Raw genomic sequence first — 16,572 nt, 5'->3', positions numbered from 1 at the left:
CGGTAGACTGCACGACCCGCGTTGCCGCGCAACCGTTTTCGCGCGAAATCGACGCGAACTCCCCGGTCAGCGCAGCAGCGGAACCAGCGCGTCGAGCACCCGGCTGGCCAGCAGCGCCTTCGAACCGTGATCGAGAGCAGCCTCGGTGCCGTCGGCACCGAGCAACCAGCCGTCGTTGGTGTCGACCTCGAACGCCTTGCCCTCGCCGACCGCGTTGACCACGAGCAGATCGCAGCCCTTGCGGGCCAGTTTCGCGCGAGCGTGGGTGAGCACGTCACCGTTGTCGTCACCGGTCTCGGCGGCGAAGCCCACGATCGCGGTACCGGCGAGCCGTCCCTCGGTGCGGGCGTCGACCAAGCCGGCGAGGATGTCCTCGTTCTTGGTCAGCGGGATCACATCGGGTTCGTCGGCACCCTTCTTGATCTTCGCCGCGGCCACGTGGGTCGGACGGAAATCGGCGACCGCGGCCGCCATGATCACCGCGTCGGCGCCGAGCGCGTGCTTGTCGACCGCGGTCTTGAGCTGGTCGGCGGTGGTGATGTGGACGAGTTCGACCGCGGCGGGCGGTGCCAGCTCGATCGTGTTGCCCGCGATCAGCGTCACCTGGGCACCGCGCTGAGCCGCGACCCGGGCCAGGGCGTAGCCCTGCTTACCGGAGCTGCGGTTGCCGAGGAAGCGCACCGGGTCGAGGGGTTCCCTCGTGCCACCGGCGGTGATCACCACGCGACGACCGGTCAGGTCGCGCGGCAGCGCGTCGGCACGTTCGAGCAGCAGCGAGGCCAGACCGAAGATCTCCTCCGGCTCGGGCAGCCGTCCCGGACCCGTATCGGTGCCGGTGAGCCGGCCCGACGCGGGTTCCATCACGTTGGCGCCGTGCGCGCGCAGCGTCGCGACATTGGCCACCGTCGCCGGATGCTCCCACATCTCGGTGTGCATCGCGGGCGCGAACAGCACCGGACATCGAGCCGTCAGCAAGGTGGCGGTGAGCAGATCGTCGGCACGCCCCTGCGCGGCGCGTGCCATCAGATCCGCGGTGGCGGGGGCGATGACGACGAGATCGGCCTCTTGGCCGATCCGGACATGCGGCACCTCGGGCACGTCGGCGAACACCGTGGTGTGCACCGGCTGACCGGACAGCGCCTCGAAGGTCGCCTTACCGATGAACTGGAGAGCCGACTCGGTGGGAATCACCCGCACCTGGTGTCCGGTCTCGGTGAAACGGCGAACGAGGGCACACGCCTTGTAGGCGGCGATGCCCCCGCCGACCCCGACGACGATCCGCATGGTCTTTACGCCTCCGGACTAGAGATTGTCACTCGCCCTCGGTGTGTTCGAGCAGGTCGGAGTGGATTTCGCGCATGGCGACCGACAGCGGCTTCTCCTGCAGACCCGGCTCGACGAGCGGGCCGACGTACTCGAGGATGCCGTCACCGAGCTGGTTGTAGTAATCGTTGATCTGACGGGCGCGCTTGGCCGCGTAGATCACCAGGGCGTACTTGGAGGACGTGCGCTCGAGCAGCTCGTCGATCGGGGGGTTGGTGAGGCCGATCGGAGTGTCGTACGCGGGTACTGCGGTGATGTCCGTGCTCACTAGGGGTGACTCCTGCGGGTTAGTGGGTCAAGAACTCGAATTTGTGCTAACGAACAACGATACCAACTGCTCACACGCGGTCGTTACCTCGCTGTTCACGATGACCGTGTCGAACTCGTCACAGGCCGCCAATTCGACCCGAGCCGTCGCGAGCCTGCGCTCGATCACCTCGGGCGTCTCGGTGCCGCGCGAACGCAACCGCGAGACCAGTTCTTCCCAGCTGGGCGGCGCGAGAAACACCAGCAGTGCTTCCGGCATCGCCTGCCGGACCGACCGTGCACCGGCCAGGTCGACTTCGATCAGTACTGAAAGTCCGCTCGCCAGCGCTTCGCGCACCGGGGCGGCGGGGGTGCCCGATCGCTGCAGCCCCCCATGGATGTCTGCCCATTCGAGCAGTTCGTCCGCCGCGATCATGGCGTCGAACTCGACTCGGGAAACGAAGCGGTAATCGAGACCGTCGACCTCGCCGGGACGGGGGTCCCTGGTGGTGGCCGACACACTGAAAACCAGTTCGGGCAGGCGTTCCCGCACGCACCGAACGACCGTGGACTTACCCACGGCCGAGGGGCCGACCAGTACTACCAGTCGGCCCTTCCGCGTGTTTTTGTCCACCAGACTTTAGGCGTCGAAGTCGAAGCGGGTGAGCAGCGCTGCGCGCTGCCGGGCACCGAGACCACGGAGACGACGCGTAGGCGCGATCTCCAGCTCGGTCATGATCTCCGCCGCCTTGACCTTGCCCACCTTCGGCAGAGCCTCGAGCAGCGCAGAAACCTTCATCTTGCCGAGAATCTCATCGGACTCGGCATCGGTGAGGACCTGCTTCAGGTTCGTTCCACCGCGCTTCAGGCGCTCCTTGAGCTCTGCCCGAGCGCGGCGAGCGGCAGCCGCCTTCTCCAGAGCAGCGGCGCGCTGCTCATCAGTCAGCTGGGGAAGGGCCACGGGTTCCTCCGTCTCATCGTTCATTGCCAGATCTACCGCCGGTTACCCGGACGGTCTGTGCGACCGTACCCACGGTGCGCGCCGATTGCGAACCCGACCCCCAGGTCAGGGCAGGATTACGCATGCCGTATGGCGCGCGCGGACCCGATGCGGTGACGGCTGATTCCCACGTCTCGATCGTACAGTCGAATCGCTGAAATGCATCCTCACCTGCGGTTATACCGATATGGGCGATGATAGCCACCGGGTAGCGTGAGTGCCGGGTGCCGCCCTGGCAAACCCGGTGGCGCGCGACCAGCGGGTTTCCTGAAAAAGCCCGCGTGTCGCCCGATTTCGCACAGCGTGTCGTCACGATCGGGTCCGAAACTGGTCGAGAACCGCACCCGATGCGGTCGCTACGACGTCGTCGATCCAGTCCGGAATCGGGGCGGCACGGGCGATGTAATCACGGACCAGACCGTACGGAATCGCCTTCACCGCGGCGTCCGCGATGGCCAGCGAGCGGTCGTCGGCGACCCCGAATTCGGTCACCACGGCCGTCAGCAGCGCGGCGTTCATCTCGTCGTTGACACCGGCGATCGCGGCCCGCAGATCCTCGGCGCCGACCTCGAGCAGTTCGTCGCGATGAAACATCTTCATCGCCCGCGCCTCGGTCGGGTGCGCGCGACAATAGCGCGGCAGAAACGTGGCCGCGGCCAGCAGCGGCGCGGGGCCGGTCAGTGCCGTGATGAAGCCCTCGTGGAATCGGCGGATCGACCGCAGCCACAGGCGGGCGAGCAGTTCGTCACGTGAGGCGAAACGCACATAGATCGACCCGGCGTGCACGCCGGCGGCCCTGGTGATCGCCGTGATGGCGGGCCGGGTGATCGCGGGATCGGCGAGCAGGTCGCGCGCCGCGTCGAGCACCTGTTCATCGGTGAAAAGGCGGGGTCTTGCCACCGGATCAGCCTAGTGGCACAGTTTATGAATATGGATTCAAGAACAAGATTTCCCCTCGCCGGAGCCCTCCTGACATTCATCGGCACGGTGCACACCGCGCTCGGCGTCGCGGTGTTCGCCGCCGGCGATCAGGACATCGAGCTCACCTTCTGGTTCACCGAGTTCGGCGTGGTCAGCATCGGTTTCGGCCTCGCGATGATCGCGCTGGAGCGCGCACTGGGGTACGTGCCCGGCACGGTGCTGCTCGTGCTCGGCGTCGCGACGGTGTTCGGCCTCGCGTTCATGCCGCTGTCGGGGTTCATCACGGTGCTGCTGCCGCTCGGTGCCGGCGTCTTCGGCTGGTGGCGGGCCAGGAACGCGCGAGCCACGGCCTGAGCGGTCAGCCCTGCGCCGCACCCGCCCGCAGGTGTTGCAGGATGGCGAGGACCCGCCGGTTGTGGGCCTCACCGACCGGCAGATCCAGCTTGGTGAAGATCGCGTTGATGTGCTTCTCGACGGCGCTGCGGGTGACGTAGAGCTGTCCGCAGATCGCCGCGTTGCTCAGACCCTGCGCCATGAGTTCGAGCACCTCACGTTCGCGCTCGGTGAGCCGGTGCAGTGGCGAGTCGGCGCGATTGTGCAGCAGGAGCTGGCGCACCACCTCCGGGTCGAAGGCTGTGCCGCCCGCACCCACCCGCTCGACGGCGTCGAGGAACGAGCCGATCGCGGCGACCCGGTCCTTGAGCAGGTAGCCGATGCCGCCGGTGCCGGTGAGGAACTCCGCCGCGTGCCTGCGCTCGACGTACTGCGACAGCACCAGGACAGCGACCCCCGGCTGGTCGCGACGGATTTCCAGGGCCGCTCTGATCCCCTCGTCGACGTGGTCGGGCGGCATCCGCACGTCGGCGATGACCAGATCGGGCGGGCGCACTCGCACGGCGGCGAGCAGTTCGGTCCCGGTGCCGACGGAGTCCACGATCTCGTGTCCCTCCGCGGTGAGCAGCTGGGCCAGGCTCTCGCGCAGCAGCGCGGAGTCCTCGGCCAGGGTTATCCGCACGGAACCTCCACGGTGATGATCGTCGGGCCGCCGGGCGGGCTGGCCACCGTCATGGTGCCGTCCAGCGCGGTGACGCGGGTGGCGATGCCGGTCAGGCCGTGTCCGGTGGGGTCGGCGCCGCCCTGTCCGTCGTCGTGTACCCGCAGGCGCACGATCGATCCCACCCGCTGTACGCCGACCTCGACGGCCGTGGCGCCGGAATGCTTGATGGCGTTGGTGATCGCCTCGCTGGCGGTGAAGTAACAGGCCGACTCGACCGGGCGGGGTGCGCGTTCGTCGAGGTCGACGGTCAGGCGAGTCGGAATCGGGGTGCGGTCGGCGAGGGCTTCGAGAGCGGCGCGCAGGCCGTCGCGGGCGAGCATGGCCGGGTAGATCCGCCAGGAGACCTCGCGCAGTTCGTCGAGGATGTGCCCGGTTTCGGCGATCGCACGCCGGCGTAGGTCGGCGCGCCCGTCCTCGTCGGCCGCCCGGTCCATCCGGCCGAGCAGGATCGACAACGCGACCACCCGCTGCTGCACACCGTCGTGCAGATCGCGCTCGATCCGGCGCCGTTCGTCGTCGATCACTTCGACCATCTCGGCGCGAGTGGTGGTGAGCTGGGCGACCCGCTGGGTCAGTTCGTGCTGTCCCGGGCGCGTGCTCCGGCGCAGGTACCAGGCCTCGGCGCGCACCACCCCGAGCAGACCCTGGACGGCGAGGAAGCAGAGCACCGCGCCGGGAAGAACCAGCACGGCGACCGTCGCCCAGGTGACCTGTCCCGGTTCGGTCGCGTCGATGATCGGTACCGCGGCGCCGGTGGCAGCGCCGTAGACCACGGCCACCGCGACCACGACGCCCAGCACCGACAGCGCCAGCACCAGCGCGCCGAGCACCCCGACGAGCGCGCGGACCGCCAGATACCCCGCCGCCCGCGTCCCGCTCGGAACACCACTCGACCGCACGTCGAGCAACCGGGTGAGGCGCCGCTGCTCGACCTGAGCGATCCGATCGGTGAGGCCCGGCGAGATCGGCGCGGCAAGCACGCCGAGCAGATCGAGAGGCACGGTGAGCACGCCGAGCAGATATCCCGCGACCGCGGCGGCGACGCGTGCGGATCGCGCCGCAGAGGTGCTCATCGGCCAATTCTCGCGTGCCGCGCCCACTCCGGCCATCCGGGCCCCGCCCCCGTCGATGTCCGACCGGCAACCACTCCGGACGCGCGGTCAGCCCACGCCGTGACGCTCATCGGCCGGTGCTCGGCTGTACCTGCCGCTGCCGCACGCGCCGGACGACGAAGACGGCCGCGGCCACGAGCACGGCGGCGATCACGGCCTTCTGCACGATGCCGGCGTAGGTCTCGACGACGTGCCAGTTCTCGCCGAGGAAGTAGCCCGCGAACACGAAGACCGCGTTCCACAGCAGGCTGCCCGCCGTGGTCAGCAGCGTGAAGCGACCGAGCGGCATGCGTTCGACACCGGCGGGTATCGAGATCAGGCTGCGGAAGATCGGGATCATCCGGCCGCAGAAGACCGCCTTGTCGCCGTGTCGGGCGAACCAGTCCTCGGTGCGGTCCAGGTCGGACAGGCGGACCAGGGGTAGCCGGTCGACGATGCGGCGCAGGCGGTCGCGGCCGAGGGCGGCGCCGAGGCCGTAGAGGGCGAGCGCGCCGACGACCGAGCCGAGGGTGGTCCACAGCAAGACCTCAGCGATGCTGAACCGGCCGCGACTGGCGGTGAAGCCGGCCAGCGGCAGGATCACCTCGCTGGGCAGCGGGGGGAAGAGGTTCTCGAGTGCGATCGCGAGGCCGGCGCCGAAGCCGCCGAGCTGTTCCATCAGCTGGACGGCCCAGCCCGCGATGCCGGTCAGTTCGGTCGAATTCCCTGTCGTATCCATGTTTTCGACGCTAGGGAGCCCCGGCGCGGTGATCAGTAGCGTCAACCACCCGGTCGACGCGGTACGACCGCAGTCGCAGGGTGGGGTTTTCCGCACCCGTCGTCGCGGGCCTGCACCATCGATACGGTCCGAGTAGCCCCTTAGCGTCGAAAGCTATGCGACAGAAACTCTTTCGGGCCACAGTGGTCGTTGTGGGCACCGTTGTGACGGCCACGTTGGTGGCCGCTCTCGTCCTCGTGACGGCACGCTGGCGGGTCGTCGGGGATATGGTCGAGGCCACGGCGCGCTGGAACGACACCGACGTGGTGGTGCGGGTTTCCGACGGCGAGCGGCAGCGCGAATGGCACCACGAGGGCAGCGCCGCCGGGCAGACGAGTACGCCGGGACCGCACAGCAGGTTCCGGATCGGCAGCATCACCAAGACCTTCGTCGCCACCGTGGTGCTGCAACTGGTCGACGAGGGCAGAGTCGAGCTCGACGGCCCGATCGCCGGGCAGCTGCCGGAGCCGATTCCGGGCGGTGACCGGATCACGGTGCGGCAGTTGATGAATCACACCAGCGGGCTCTACGACTACATGAAGGAATCGGGCCTGTCGACGAACCGGTGGCGCGGTGACGACCGCTTCCGCGCGCACGCGCCGCGCGATCTGCTCGCCACCGCGATGCGCCACGACCCGTATTTCGCACCGGGCGCCCGCTTCCGGTACTCGAACACCAACTACATCGCGCTCGGCCTGCTGATCGAGCACGTGACCGGGCACCGCTACGGCGACGAGATCCGCGACCGTGTGCTCACGCCGCTGCGGTTGACCGCCACCACCGTGCCCGGCGACGACCCGCGCGTCCCCTCGCCCGCCCTCACCGCGCACCGCGACATCGACGGTGTCGGGCGCGTGGATGTGACCGAGATGAACCCCTCGCTGGACTGGGCCGCGGGTGAAATGATCTCCACCACAGCCGATCTCGACGCGTTCTTCGCCGCACTGCTCGGTGGGCGCCTGCTGAGCCCCGCGTCGTGGGACCGGATGCGGGAGACGGTCCCGATGGGCATGGGTTTCCACTACGGCCTCGGCCTGCAGCGTTTCGAGCCTCCGTGTGGCGCCGACCTGTGGGGACACGGCGGTGAACTGCTCGGCTACGTCTCGTACGCGTTCCGCTCGACCGGCGGCCGATCGCTGACGATGGTTCTCGGCTCGGCGGCGTCGTCGGACGCGCTGTCGCTGTTCACCACGGTCACCGCCACCTACTGCCTCGCCTGACGGAGTTCCCCCTTGGGCAGTGGGGCGCGACAACGACGAGGCCGGGGCAGCGTGTCGCTACCCCGGCCCGCCATGGCGTGCATCAGCGCTGCAGGAAGGCGAACTCCTCTTGCAGCTGTGCCGTCTTGTCGCACAGCGCCGTCACCGACGGGCCCGCGTTGAGCACCTCGCGCGACACCGCGGGGACGGCGGCGGCGAAGTTCGCCTCGGTGACCAGGGCACGGATGGAGTCCGCTCCCCCGCCCTGCGCGCCGACACCGGGCATCAGGATCGGGCCGTTGAGGGCCGACAGGTCGGGCGCCTCGGTGAGCGTCGCACCCACGACCACGCCGACGGAGCCGAAACCGGACCCGGCATTGCGAGCCGCGGCCTCGTCGACCATCGTCTGCGCGATGGTGCGCCCGTCCGCGGCGGTGATCCGCTGCAGTTGCGCCCCTTCGGGATTCGAGGTCGCCGAGAGCACGAAGACCCCACGGTGATTGTCCTTCGCCAGGCTCAGCGCCGGGTCGAGGGAGCCGAACCCGAGATAGGGCGAGACCGTCACGGCGTCCGAACCCAGCGGGCCGTCGCCGAGCCAGGCATGGGCGTAGGCGTCCATGGTGGAGCCGATGTCGCCGCGCTTGGCATCGGCCAGCACCAAGGTGCCCGAGGCGCGCAGCACCGAGATGGTGCGCTCGAGCACCGCGATGCCGCCGGAACCGTAGGTTTCGAAGAACGCGACCTGTGGCTTCACCAGGGCGACGCGCCCGTCGAAGGCCTCGACGCAGATCTCGGCGAACGCCTCGAGCCCGTCGACGTCTTCGGTGAGCCCCCACGCCCGCAGCAGCGCGGGGTGAGGGTCGATGCCGACGCACACGGGTCCGAACTGCCGCATGGCGTGCTGCAACCGGTGACCGAAGCTCATGTCAGCCACGCAGTTTCGAGTGCAGTTCCTGCAGCGAGCGCACCCCGATGCCACCGTTGATACCGGCCTCGATGCCCTGCACCGCCGCGGCAGCGCCCTGCACGGTGGTGATGCACGGGATGTTCGCGCCCACCGCGGCGGTGCGGATCTCGTAGCCGTCCACGCGGGGGCCCGAGTTGCCGTAGGGGGTGTTGAACACGATGTCGATCTCGCCGTCGCGGATCTGCTCCACGATCGAGGCCTCCGGCATGCCGGTGGCCGGATCGGTCGATTCCGGATCCGAGTGCTTGCGTGCCTGTTCGCACGGAATGCCGTTGCGGCGCAGGGTTTCCGCGGTGCCCTCGGTGGCGAGGATGCGGAAGCCCAGGTCGTGCAGGCGCTTGATCGGGAACACCATGGCGCGCTTGTCGCGGTTGGCGATCGAGACGAACACGGTGCCCTCGGTCGGCAGCGAGCCGTAGGCGGCGGCCTGGCTCTTGGCGAAGGCGGTGCCGAAGTCGGCGTCGATGCCCATGACCTCACCGGTGGACTTCATCTCCGGCGAGAGCAGCGAGTCGATGCCGGAGCCGTCGGCGCGACGGAACCGGTGGAAGGGCAGCACGGCTTCCTTCACCGCGACCGGCGCGTCGAGCGGCACATGACCGCCGTCGCCCTCGGGCGGCAGCATGCCTTCCTTGCGCAGGTCGGCGATGGAGGCGCCGAGCATCACGCGCGCGCACGCCTTGGCCAGCGGAACCGCGGTGGCCTTGGAGACGAACGGAACCGTGCGGCTCGCCCGGGGATTGGCTTCCAGGACGTAGAGCACGTCGTCCTTGAGGGCGTACTGCACATTGAGCAGGCCCTTGACGCCGATGCCCTTGGCCAGCGCGATGGTGGAGCGGCGCACGGCCTCGATATCGCTGCGGCCCAACGTGATCGGGGGCAGCGCGCAGGCGGAGTCACCGGAGTGGATGCCGGCTTCCTCGATGTGTTCCATCACGCCGCCGAGGTAGACCTCGTCGCCGTCGCACAGCGCGTCGACGTCGATCTCGATGGCGTCTTCGAGGAAACGGTCGACCAGCACCGGGTGATCCGGGTTGAGCTCGGTGGCGCGGGAGATGTAGCCCTCGAGGGACTGCTCGTCGTAGACGATCTCCATGCCGCGCCCGCCCAGCACGTAGGACGGGCGGACCAGCACCGGGTAGCCGATCTCGCCTGCGATCTTCTTGGCCTGGGCCACCGTGGTGGCGGTGCCGTACTTGGGCGCGGGCAGTCCGGCGGCGACGAGCACGTCACCGAATTCGCCACGGTCCTCGGCCAGGTCGATCGCGGCCGCGGAGGTGCCGACCACCGGCACGCCGGCGTCGGTGAGCCGCTGCGCCAGACCCAGCGGGGTCTGTCCACCGAGCTGCACGATCACACCGGCGACGGTGCCCGACTCGGCTTCGGCGTTGTACACCTCGAGGACGTCCTCGAAGGTCAGCGGCTCGAAGTAGAGACGATCGGCGGTGTCGTAGTCGGTGGAGACGGTCTCGGGGTTGCAGTTGACCATCACGGTCTCGTACCCGGCGGCCGACAGGGTCTGGGCCGCATGCACACACGAGTAGTCGAACTCGATGCCCTGACCGATGCGGTTCGGGCCCGAGCCCAGGATGATGACCTTCTCGCGCTCACGCTGCGGCGCGACCTCGGACTCCGCACCGGGATCCAGCTCGTAGGTGCTGTAGTGGTACGGGGTCTTGGCCTCGAACTCCGCGGCGCAGGTGTCGACGGTCTTGTAGACCGGGCGCACCGCGAGCCGGTGACGCAGCGAGCGCACACCCGACTCACCGGCCAGCTCGGGCCGCAGGGCGGCGAGCTGACGGTCGGACAGGCCGTAGTGCTTGGCGCGGCGCAGCAGATCCTCGTCGAGGACGGGCGCGTCGAGGACTTCGGTCCGCAGCTCGACCAGGCCGAGCACCTCGGCGACGAACCACGGGTCCACACCGGAGGCCAGCGCGACCTCCGCGACGCTCGCGCCGTAGCGCAGTGCGCGTTCGACCTGGTAGATGCGACCTTCGGTCGGCACACGCAGGTCGGCGAGGATGGCTTCGATCGCCTCGCGCACCGAGGCCGGATCGCTGGGATCGGCCGGGGCCCACTGGCCGTCGTCGGTGGTCCAGAAGCTGGCGGCCTTGGTCTCGAGCGAGCGCAGCACCTTGCCGAGGGCCTCGGAGAAGTTGCGGCCCATCGACATCGCCTCGCCCACCGACTTCATGGTGGTGGTCAGCGTGGCGTCGGCGCCGGGGAACTTCTCGAACGCGAACCGCGGCGCCTTCACGACGACGTAGTCCAGGGTCGGCTCGAAAGAGGCCGGGGTCTCGCCGGTGATGTCGTTGACGATCTCGTCGAGGGTGTAGCCGATGGCCAGCTTCGCGGCGATCTTGGCGATCGGGAAGCCGGTGGCCTTCGACGCCAGCGCCGAGGAGCGCGAGACGCGGGGGTTCATCTCGATGACGATCAGGCGACCGTCTGCGGGATCCACCGCGAACTGGATGTTGCAGCCGCCGGTGTCGACGCCGACCTCGCGCAGGATCGCGATGCCGAGATCGCGCATCTTCTGGTACTCGCGGTCGGTGAGGGTCATCGCGGGGGCGACGGTGACCGAGTCACCGGTGTGCACGCCCATCGGGTCGACGTTCTCGATCGAGCAGACGATGACCACGTTGTCGTTGCGGTCGCGCATGAGCTCGAGTTCGAACTCCTTCCAGCCGAGGATGGACTCCTCGATCAGGACGTTCGCGGTCGGCGAGGCGGACAGGCCGCCACCGGCGATGCGGTCGAGGTCTTCCTCGTTGTAGGCCATGCCCGAGCCGAGCCCACCCATGGTGAACGAGGGACGCACGACCACGGGGTAACCGAGGTCGGCGACGGTCTCGCGGACTTCGTCCATGGTGTAACAGACGGCGCTGCGGGCACTCTCGCCGCCGACCTTGGCGACGATGTCCTTGAACTTCTGCCGGTCCTCACCGCGCTGGATGGCGTCGAAGTCGGCGCCGATCAGCTCGACGTTGTACTTCTGCAGCACACCGTTCTCGTGCAGCGCGACCGCGGTGTTGAGCGCGGTCTGCCCACCGAGGGTGGCCAGGATGGCGTCGGGGCGTTCCTTCTCGATGACCTTCTCGACGAACTCCGGGGTGATCGGCTCGACGTAGGTGGCGTCGGCGAACTCCGGGTCGGTCATGATGGTCGCCGGGTTGGAGTTCACCAGCGAAACGCGCAGTCCCTCGGACCGCAGCACCCGGCACGCCTGCGTACCGGAGTAGTCGAATTCGCACGCCTGGCCGATCACGATCGGGCCAGAGCCGATCACCAGGATGTGCTTCAGATCCTCGCGGCGAGGCATCAGGCTCCTTCCATGAGACCGGCGAAACGGTCGAACAGGTATGCGGCGTCGTGCGGGCCTGCGGCGGCCTCGGGGTGGTACTGCACCGAGAAGGCGCGGCCGTCGATCAGCCGGACCCCTTCGACGGTGCCGTCGTTGGCGCAGATGTGGGAGACCTCGGCCTTGCCGAACGGGGTGTCGAACACCTCGCCGCGCTCGCCCTCGAGGGCGAAGCCGTGGTTCTGGGCGGTGATGGACACGCGGCCGGTGCCCTCTTCGATCACCGGGATGTTGATGCCGCGGTGGCCGAACTTCATCTTGTAGGTGCTGCGGCCCAGTGCCCGGCCCAGGATCTGGTTGCCGAAGCAGATGCCGAACAGCGGGATCCCGCGTTCCAGGACACCCTGGGTGAGCGCGATCGCGCCGACCTGGGTGGCCGGGTCGCCGGGGCCGTTCGACAGGAAGACACCGTTGGGGTTCAGCGCGAGGATGTCGTCGAGGGAGGTGTTCGACGGCACCACGTGGGTGCGCACGCCGCGCTCGGCGAACATGCGCGGGGTGTTGGTCTTGATGCCCAGGTCGACCGCGACGACGGTGAACTTGTGGTCACCGATCGGTTCGATCGTGTACATCGCGTCGGTGCTGACCTCTTCGGCGAGGTCGGCGCCCAGCATCGAGGCCTGGCCGTTCACCCGGGCGAGGAGTTCCTCGTCGTTGGCCAGTGCCGCGCCGGAGAAGATGCCCGCCTTCATCGAGCCGCGGCTGCGCAGGTGGCGGACCACCGCGCGGGTGTCGATGCCCGCGATGCCGACCACGTCCTGGCGGTCGAGCTCGTCGGTCAGCGTGCCGGTGGCGCGCCAATTGGAGGAGACCCGCGAGGGGTCGCGCACGGCGTAGCCGGCGACCCAGATCTTGGCGGACTCGTCGTCCTCGTCGTTCCAGCCGGTGTTGCCGATCTGCGGGGCCGTGGCCACCACGATCTGGCGGGCGTAGCTGGGATCGGTCAGGGTTTCCTGGTACCCGGTCATCGCCGTGCAGAACACGGCCTCACCGAGTGTCTGTCCCTCGGCGCCGAAGGCGGTACCGCGGAATACGCGGCCGTCCTCGAGCACCAAGGCTGCCTTCACTGTGCTCATTCATCGTCTCCCGTCGTCACCCTGGTATCCGCAGTCCATGCCGGGTACACCGTCTTGTCGTCGCCCCGGAATCCGGTATCGATCTCGGTTCCGGTCGGCAGTGTCCAGCGAATTACCAGCACACCATTCTCCGTCATCACTTTGCCCGCGTGTCCGCGCTCGGTACGCACGGCTGTCACCGATTCCTGCGGAATCCAGATCACCGTGGCGCCGTCGCGTTCGAGCAGAATCCCGCGTTCGAACCGCGTCAGTTCGGCGGTCGCCCGGAATCCCAGGTCACCGACCGCGATCCGGTCCTGCCAGCTGGGCGCGATGGTGCTGCCCAGGTACATGCCGGTGGTCGGTTCCAGTAGTTGTGCACCCAGTTCGGCCGGCACCGTCGGCAGTTCGCCGATGCGTGCCTGCTGTCGCGTGGCCTTCTTCTGCCAAGCCCGGTACATCAGCCACAGGCACACAATGAAAAATGCCAGCAGCCCGACTACCCACAGCGTTCTTTCCACGTCCTGGCCTCCCTAGATCCCGACCGCCTTGCCCTCGCGGGCAGTTACCCGGCCGCGCAGCACAGTGGCTGTGACCTCGGCCGGGAACGTCATGTCCTCGAACGGTGTGTTGTTCGAGCTACTCGCCAGCTCGGCGCCGCGCACCGTCCACTCGGCGTCGGGGTCGATCAGCGTGAGGTTGGCGGGCTCGCCGACCGCGATCGGGCGGCCGTGGTCGTCGAGGCCGACGATCGCGGCGGGCTTCTCGCTCATCACCTTCGCGACGCCGCGCCAGTCGAGCAGGCCGGGCTCGACCATCGTCTGCACGATGATCGACAGCGCCGTCTCCAGCCCGAGCATGCCGGGGCGGGCGGCCGCGAATTCGCAGCACTTGTCCTGCTCGGCGTGCGGGGCGTGGTCGGTGGCGACGCAGTCGATGATGCCGTCGGCCAGCGCCTGGCGCAGGGCCGCCACGTCGGTGGATTCGCGCAGCGGCGGGTTCACCTTGTTGACCGCGTCGTAGGTTTCCAGGCGCGAGTCATCGAGCAGCAGATGGTGCGGGGTGACCTCGGCGGTGATCGAGATGCCCTGGGACTTGGCCCATTTCACCAGTTCGACGGTGCCCGCGGTGGAGGCGTGGCAGATGTGTACGCGGGCGTTCGCGTCGCGGGCCAGCAGTGCGTCACGCGCGACGATCGACTCCTCGGCGGCGCGCGGCCAGCCGTGCAGTCCGAGGCGCGCGGCGTTGGGGCCTTCGTGCGCGATGGCGTTCTTGGTCAGGCGCGGTTCCTCGGCGTGCTGGGCGATGAGCACGCCCAGCGAGTTCGCGTATTCGAGGGCGCGGCGCATGATCAGCGGGTCGTCGACGCAGTGACCGTCGTCGGAGAACATCCTGACCTGGCCGATACCGGCGGCCATGGTGCCCATCTCGGCGAGCTGCTTGCCCAGCAGGCCGACCGTCACGGCGCCGACCGGGAACACATCGACGAGGCCGACTTCCTGGCCGCGCCGCCACACATGGTCGGTGATGACGACCGAGTCGGCGACCGGGCTGGTGTTGGCCATCGCGAACACCGCGGTGTAACCGCCCAGCGCGGCCGCGGCCGAACCCGTTTCGATGGTCTCGGTGTCCTCGCGGCCGGGTTCACGCAGGTGCGTGTGCAGGTCGACGAAGCCGGGCAGCAGGATCTGGCCGTTGCCCTCGACCACCTCGGCGCCGTCGGACGCCGTGAGGCCCGTGCCGATGTCGGCGATGAGGGTGCCGCGCACCAGGACGTCGACGGGGTCGCCTTCGCCGTAGGGCTTGACGTTCTTGATCAGCAGCTCACTCATACCGTTTCCTCCTGACCCACGAGCAGCCGGAACAACACGGCCATCCGCATGTGCACTCCGTTCGAGACCTGCTGCAACACAGCAGATTTCGGCGAATCCGCGACCGCCGAGGCGATTTCCATGCCGCGCAGCATCGGTCCGGGATGCAGTACCACCGCGTCGTCGCCGAGCAGCGCGAGCCTGCGCTCGGACAGTCCGTAGTTGATCGAATATTCGCGGGCCGACGGGAAGAACCCGCCGTTCATCCGCTCCGCCTGCACCCGCAGCATCATCACCGCGTCGGCGCCGGGCAGTTCCGCGTCCAGCGAGGACGAGACCCGGCAGGGCCAGGCCTCCACGCCGACCGGCAGCAGCGTGCGCGGCGCCACCAGGACCACTTCGGCACCGAGGGTGTTGAGCAGGGAGACGTTCGAGCGGGCGACCCGGCTGTGCAGGATGTCGCCGACCAGCACGATCCGCTTGCCCTCGATGTCGCCGAGGCGCTGGCGCAGGGTGAGTGCGTCGAGCAGGGCCTGAGTGGGGTGCTGGTGGGTGCCGTCGCCCGCGTTGATGATCGACGGGGCGGCGCGGTTCTCCTCGCGCGCCCACTGCTCCATCCAGCGCGCGATCTGGTGCGCGGCACCCGACGCCGGGTGCCGCACGATCAGCGCGTCGGCGCCCGCCGCGTGCAGGGTGAGGGCGGTGTCGCGCAGCGATTCACCTTTGGAGACAGAGGAACTCGACGCACTCACATTGATCACGTCGGCGCTCATCCACTTGCCCGCGACCTCGAAGGACACGCGGGTGCGGGTGGAGTTCTCGTAGAACACCGTCATCACGGTGCGTCCGCGCAGGGTCGGCAGCTTCTTCACCTCGCGGCCCAGCAGCGCCTGTTCGAAGCGCTCAGCTTCGTCGAGGAGTTCAGTGGCGGCGCCGCGATCCAGGTCGGCGACCGTCAGCAAATGCTTCACTCTTGACCTTCCTGATGCAGATACACACCGTCACGACCGTCGTGCTCGACCATCAGCACCGAGATGTCCTCGGCGCGCGAGGTCGGCACGTTCTTGCCCACGTAGTCGGCGCGGATCGGCAGTTCGCGGTGGCCGCGGTCGATGAGCACGGCCAGCTGCACGGCGCGGGGGCGGCCGAGGTCCCGCAGGCCGTCCAGGGCGGAGCGGACCGTGCGGCCGGAGAACAGCACGTCGTCGACGAGGACGACCAGGGAGTTCTCGATGCCGCCGTCGGGCACCGAGGTGCGTTCGAGCGGGCGGTGCGGGCGACTGCGCAGGTCGTCGCGGTACAGCGTGATGTCGAGGGAGCCGAGGGCGGGGCGCACACCGGAGAATTCCTCGATCTTGTCCGCCAGCCGATTGGCCAGGGTGGTGCCGCGCGTCGGGATTCCCATGAGAACCACCCGCGGTGCGTCGGCGTCGCCGGAATCCAAGGCGGTCTTCTCGATGATCTGATGCGCGATGCGCGCTACGGTCCTGGTGACGTCCGATGGCGACAACAGCTCGCGTCCGGCCGCCACCCACTCCGGGGTGTGCCGCTGCGATGTTTCGCCCGCGCCGGTTTTGGCCGCCCGTTCGGGCACAGCCATGCCGACCTCCTTCCCCGCCTCACCGGACGGTCCGTTAAAGGATGCCTAACTCGCCCGTCAGCCTATCAGCGCAGCGAGGTGCCTTTGACCAGGTAGGCCCACCTGTGAGCGCTGCCACGGAGCACAAGAGGGTGACCGCTGCCGTGTCGGTGCTCACAGGCAC

Annotated in this window: 17 protein-coding genes; 2 read left to right on the top strand and 15 right to left on the bottom strand. The window is 68.7% G+C overall.

The features are described from left to right. Positions 1–66: 66 nt before the first annotated feature. The 5 genes from coaBC to ACFQ9R_RS05105 form a co-directional block, all read right to left on the bottom strand. Complete coding sequence (gene coaBC / locus ACFQ9R_RS05125) at positions 67–1,284, bottom strand: bifunctional phosphopantothenoylcysteine decarboxylase/phosphopantothenate--cysteine ligase CoaBC (RefSeq protein ID WP_378627030.1); 1,218 nt, start codon at positions 1,282–1,284, stop codon at positions 67–69. 28 nt (positions 1,285–1,312) lie between these two features. Then, complete coding sequence (gene rpoZ, locus ACFQ9R_RS05120; RefSeq protein WP_056810542.1) at positions 1,313–1,591, bottom strand: DNA-directed RNA polymerase subunit omega; 279 nt, start codon at positions 1,589–1,591, stop codon at positions 1,313–1,315. Between the two features lie 27 nt (positions 1,592–1,618). Continuing rightward, positions 1,619–2,203 carry a guanylate kinase gene (gene gmk, locus ACFQ9R_RS05115; protein ID WP_378989069.1) on the bottom strand — a complete coding sequence of 195 codons (585 nt, stop codon included), beginning with the start codon at positions 2,201–2,203 and terminating at the stop codon, positions 1,619–1,621. A 6-nt stretch (positions 2,204–2,209) separates the two neighbouring features. Beyond that, entirely contained in the window at positions 2,210–2,530 is a 321-nt protein-coding gene (gene mihF / locus ACFQ9R_RS05110; RefSeq protein ID WP_056815410.1) for an integration host factor, actinobacterial type, read from the bottom strand. Positions 2,531–2,878: 348 nt separating this feature from the next. Continuing rightward, the gene (locus ACFQ9R_RS05105; RefSeq protein WP_378989068.1) at positions 2,879–3,469 is read right to left on the bottom strand and encodes a TetR/AcrR family transcriptional regulator; all 591 of its coding nucleotides are present in this window, start codon (positions 3,467–3,469) and stop codon (positions 2,879–2,881) included. A gap of 30 nt (positions 3,470–3,499) precedes the next feature. On the opposite strand from ACFQ9R_RS05105, the gene ACFQ9R_RS05100 reads away from it, so the two are divergent. Continuing rightward, positions 3,500–3,844: a DUF6463 family protein gene (locus ACFQ9R_RS05100; protein ID WP_378989067.1), complete on the top strand. Its 345-nt coding sequence runs from the start codon at positions 3,500–3,502 to the stop codon at positions 3,842–3,844. A gap of 4 nt (positions 3,845–3,848) precedes the next feature. On the opposite strand, the gene ACFQ9R_RS05095 is transcribed toward ACFQ9R_RS05100, so the two are convergent. The 3 genes from ACFQ9R_RS05095 to ACFQ9R_RS05085 all read right to left on the bottom strand — a co-directional run bounded on the left by ACFQ9R_RS05095 (position 3,849) and on the right by ACFQ9R_RS05085 (position 6,377). Next, positions 3,849–4,505: a response regulator gene (locus tag ACFQ9R_RS05095; protein WP_378989066.1), complete on the bottom strand. Its 657-nt coding sequence runs from the start codon at positions 4,503–4,505 to the stop codon at positions 3,849–3,851. Then, the gene (locus ACFQ9R_RS05090) at positions 4,496–5,620 is read right to left on the bottom strand and encodes a sensor histidine kinase (RefSeq protein ID WP_378989065.1); all 1,125 of its coding nucleotides are present in this window, start codon (positions 5,618–5,620) and stop codon (positions 4,496–4,498) included. The genes ACFQ9R_RS05095 and ACFQ9R_RS05090 overlap by 10 nt, the downstream gene beginning before the upstream one ends. 106 nt (positions 5,621–5,726) lie before the next feature. Further along, positions 5,727–6,377, bottom strand: a complete 651-nt coding sequence (locus tag ACFQ9R_RS05085) for a DedA family protein (RefSeq protein ID WP_378989064.1) — start codon at positions 6,375–6,377, stop codon at positions 5,727–5,729. Positions 6,378–6,568: 191 nt separating this feature from the next. Here ACFQ9R_RS05085 and ACFQ9R_RS05080 point away from each other — a divergent pair, with 191 nt between their 5' ends. Next, on the top strand, positions 6,569–7,636 hold the full coding sequence (locus ACFQ9R_RS05080; protein ID WP_378989063.1) for a serine hydrolase domain-containing protein: 1,068 nt from the start codon (positions 6,569–6,571) through the stop codon (positions 7,634–7,636). 82 nt (positions 7,637–7,718) lie between these two features. On the opposite strand, the gene pyrF is transcribed toward ACFQ9R_RS05080, so the two are convergent. The 7 genes from pyrF to pyrR are packed head-to-tail and all read right to left on the bottom strand — an operon-like array spanning position 7,719 to position 16,409. Next, the gene (gene pyrF / locus ACFQ9R_RS05075; RefSeq protein ID WP_378989062.1) at positions 7,719–8,540 is read right to left on the bottom strand and encodes an orotidine-5'-phosphate decarboxylase; all 822 of its coding nucleotides are present in this window, start codon (positions 8,538–8,540) and stop codon (positions 7,719–7,721) included. Position 8,541: 1 nt separating this feature from the next. Beyond that, positions 8,542–11,904, bottom strand: a complete 3,363-nt coding sequence (gene carB / locus ACFQ9R_RS05070) for a carbamoyl-phosphate synthase large subunit (protein ID WP_378989061.1) — start codon at positions 11,902–11,904, stop codon at positions 8,542–8,544. Next, positions 11,904–13,019 carry a glutamine-hydrolyzing carbamoyl-phosphate synthase small subunit gene (gene carA, locus ACFQ9R_RS05065; protein WP_378989060.1) on the bottom strand — a complete coding sequence of 372 codons (1,116 nt, stop codon included), beginning with the start codon at positions 13,017–13,019 and terminating at the stop codon, positions 11,904–11,906. Before carA ends, carB begins: the two co-directional genes overlap by 1 nt. Further along, positions 13,016–13,519: a transporter gene (locus ACFQ9R_RS05060; RefSeq protein ID WP_358062764.1), complete on the bottom strand. Its 504-nt coding sequence runs from the start codon at positions 13,517–13,519 to the stop codon at positions 13,016–13,018. Before ACFQ9R_RS05060 ends, carA begins: the two co-directional genes overlap by 4 nt. A 12-nt stretch (positions 13,520–13,531) precedes the next feature. Then, complete coding sequence (locus ACFQ9R_RS05055; protein WP_378989059.1) at positions 13,532–14,830, bottom strand: dihydroorotase; 1,299 nt, start codon at positions 14,828–14,830, stop codon at positions 13,532–13,534. Next, on the bottom strand, positions 14,827–15,780 hold the full coding sequence (locus ACFQ9R_RS05050; protein WP_266290507.1) for an aspartate carbamoyltransferase catalytic subunit: 954 nt from the start codon (positions 15,778–15,780) through the stop codon (positions 14,827–14,829). Before ACFQ9R_RS05050 ends, ACFQ9R_RS05055 begins: the two co-directional genes overlap by 4 nt. Continuing rightward, positions 15,777–16,409, bottom strand: coding sequence for a bifunctional pyr operon transcriptional regulator/uracil phosphoribosyltransferase PyrR (pyrR, locus tag ACFQ9R_RS05045; protein WP_378989058.1), 633 nt, complete (start codon positions 16,407–16,409; stop codon positions 15,777–15,779). The genes ACFQ9R_RS05050 and pyrR overlap by 4 nt, the downstream gene beginning before the upstream one ends. Positions 16,410–16,572: the final 163 nt, after the last annotated feature.

Source organism: Nocardia sp. NPDC056541 (assembly GCF_042794235.1).
Lineage (GTDB): Bacteria > Actinomycetota > Actinomycetes > Mycobacteriales > Mycobacteriaceae > Nocardia.
This window is presented reverse-complemented; position numbering and strand designations above follow the sequence as displayed.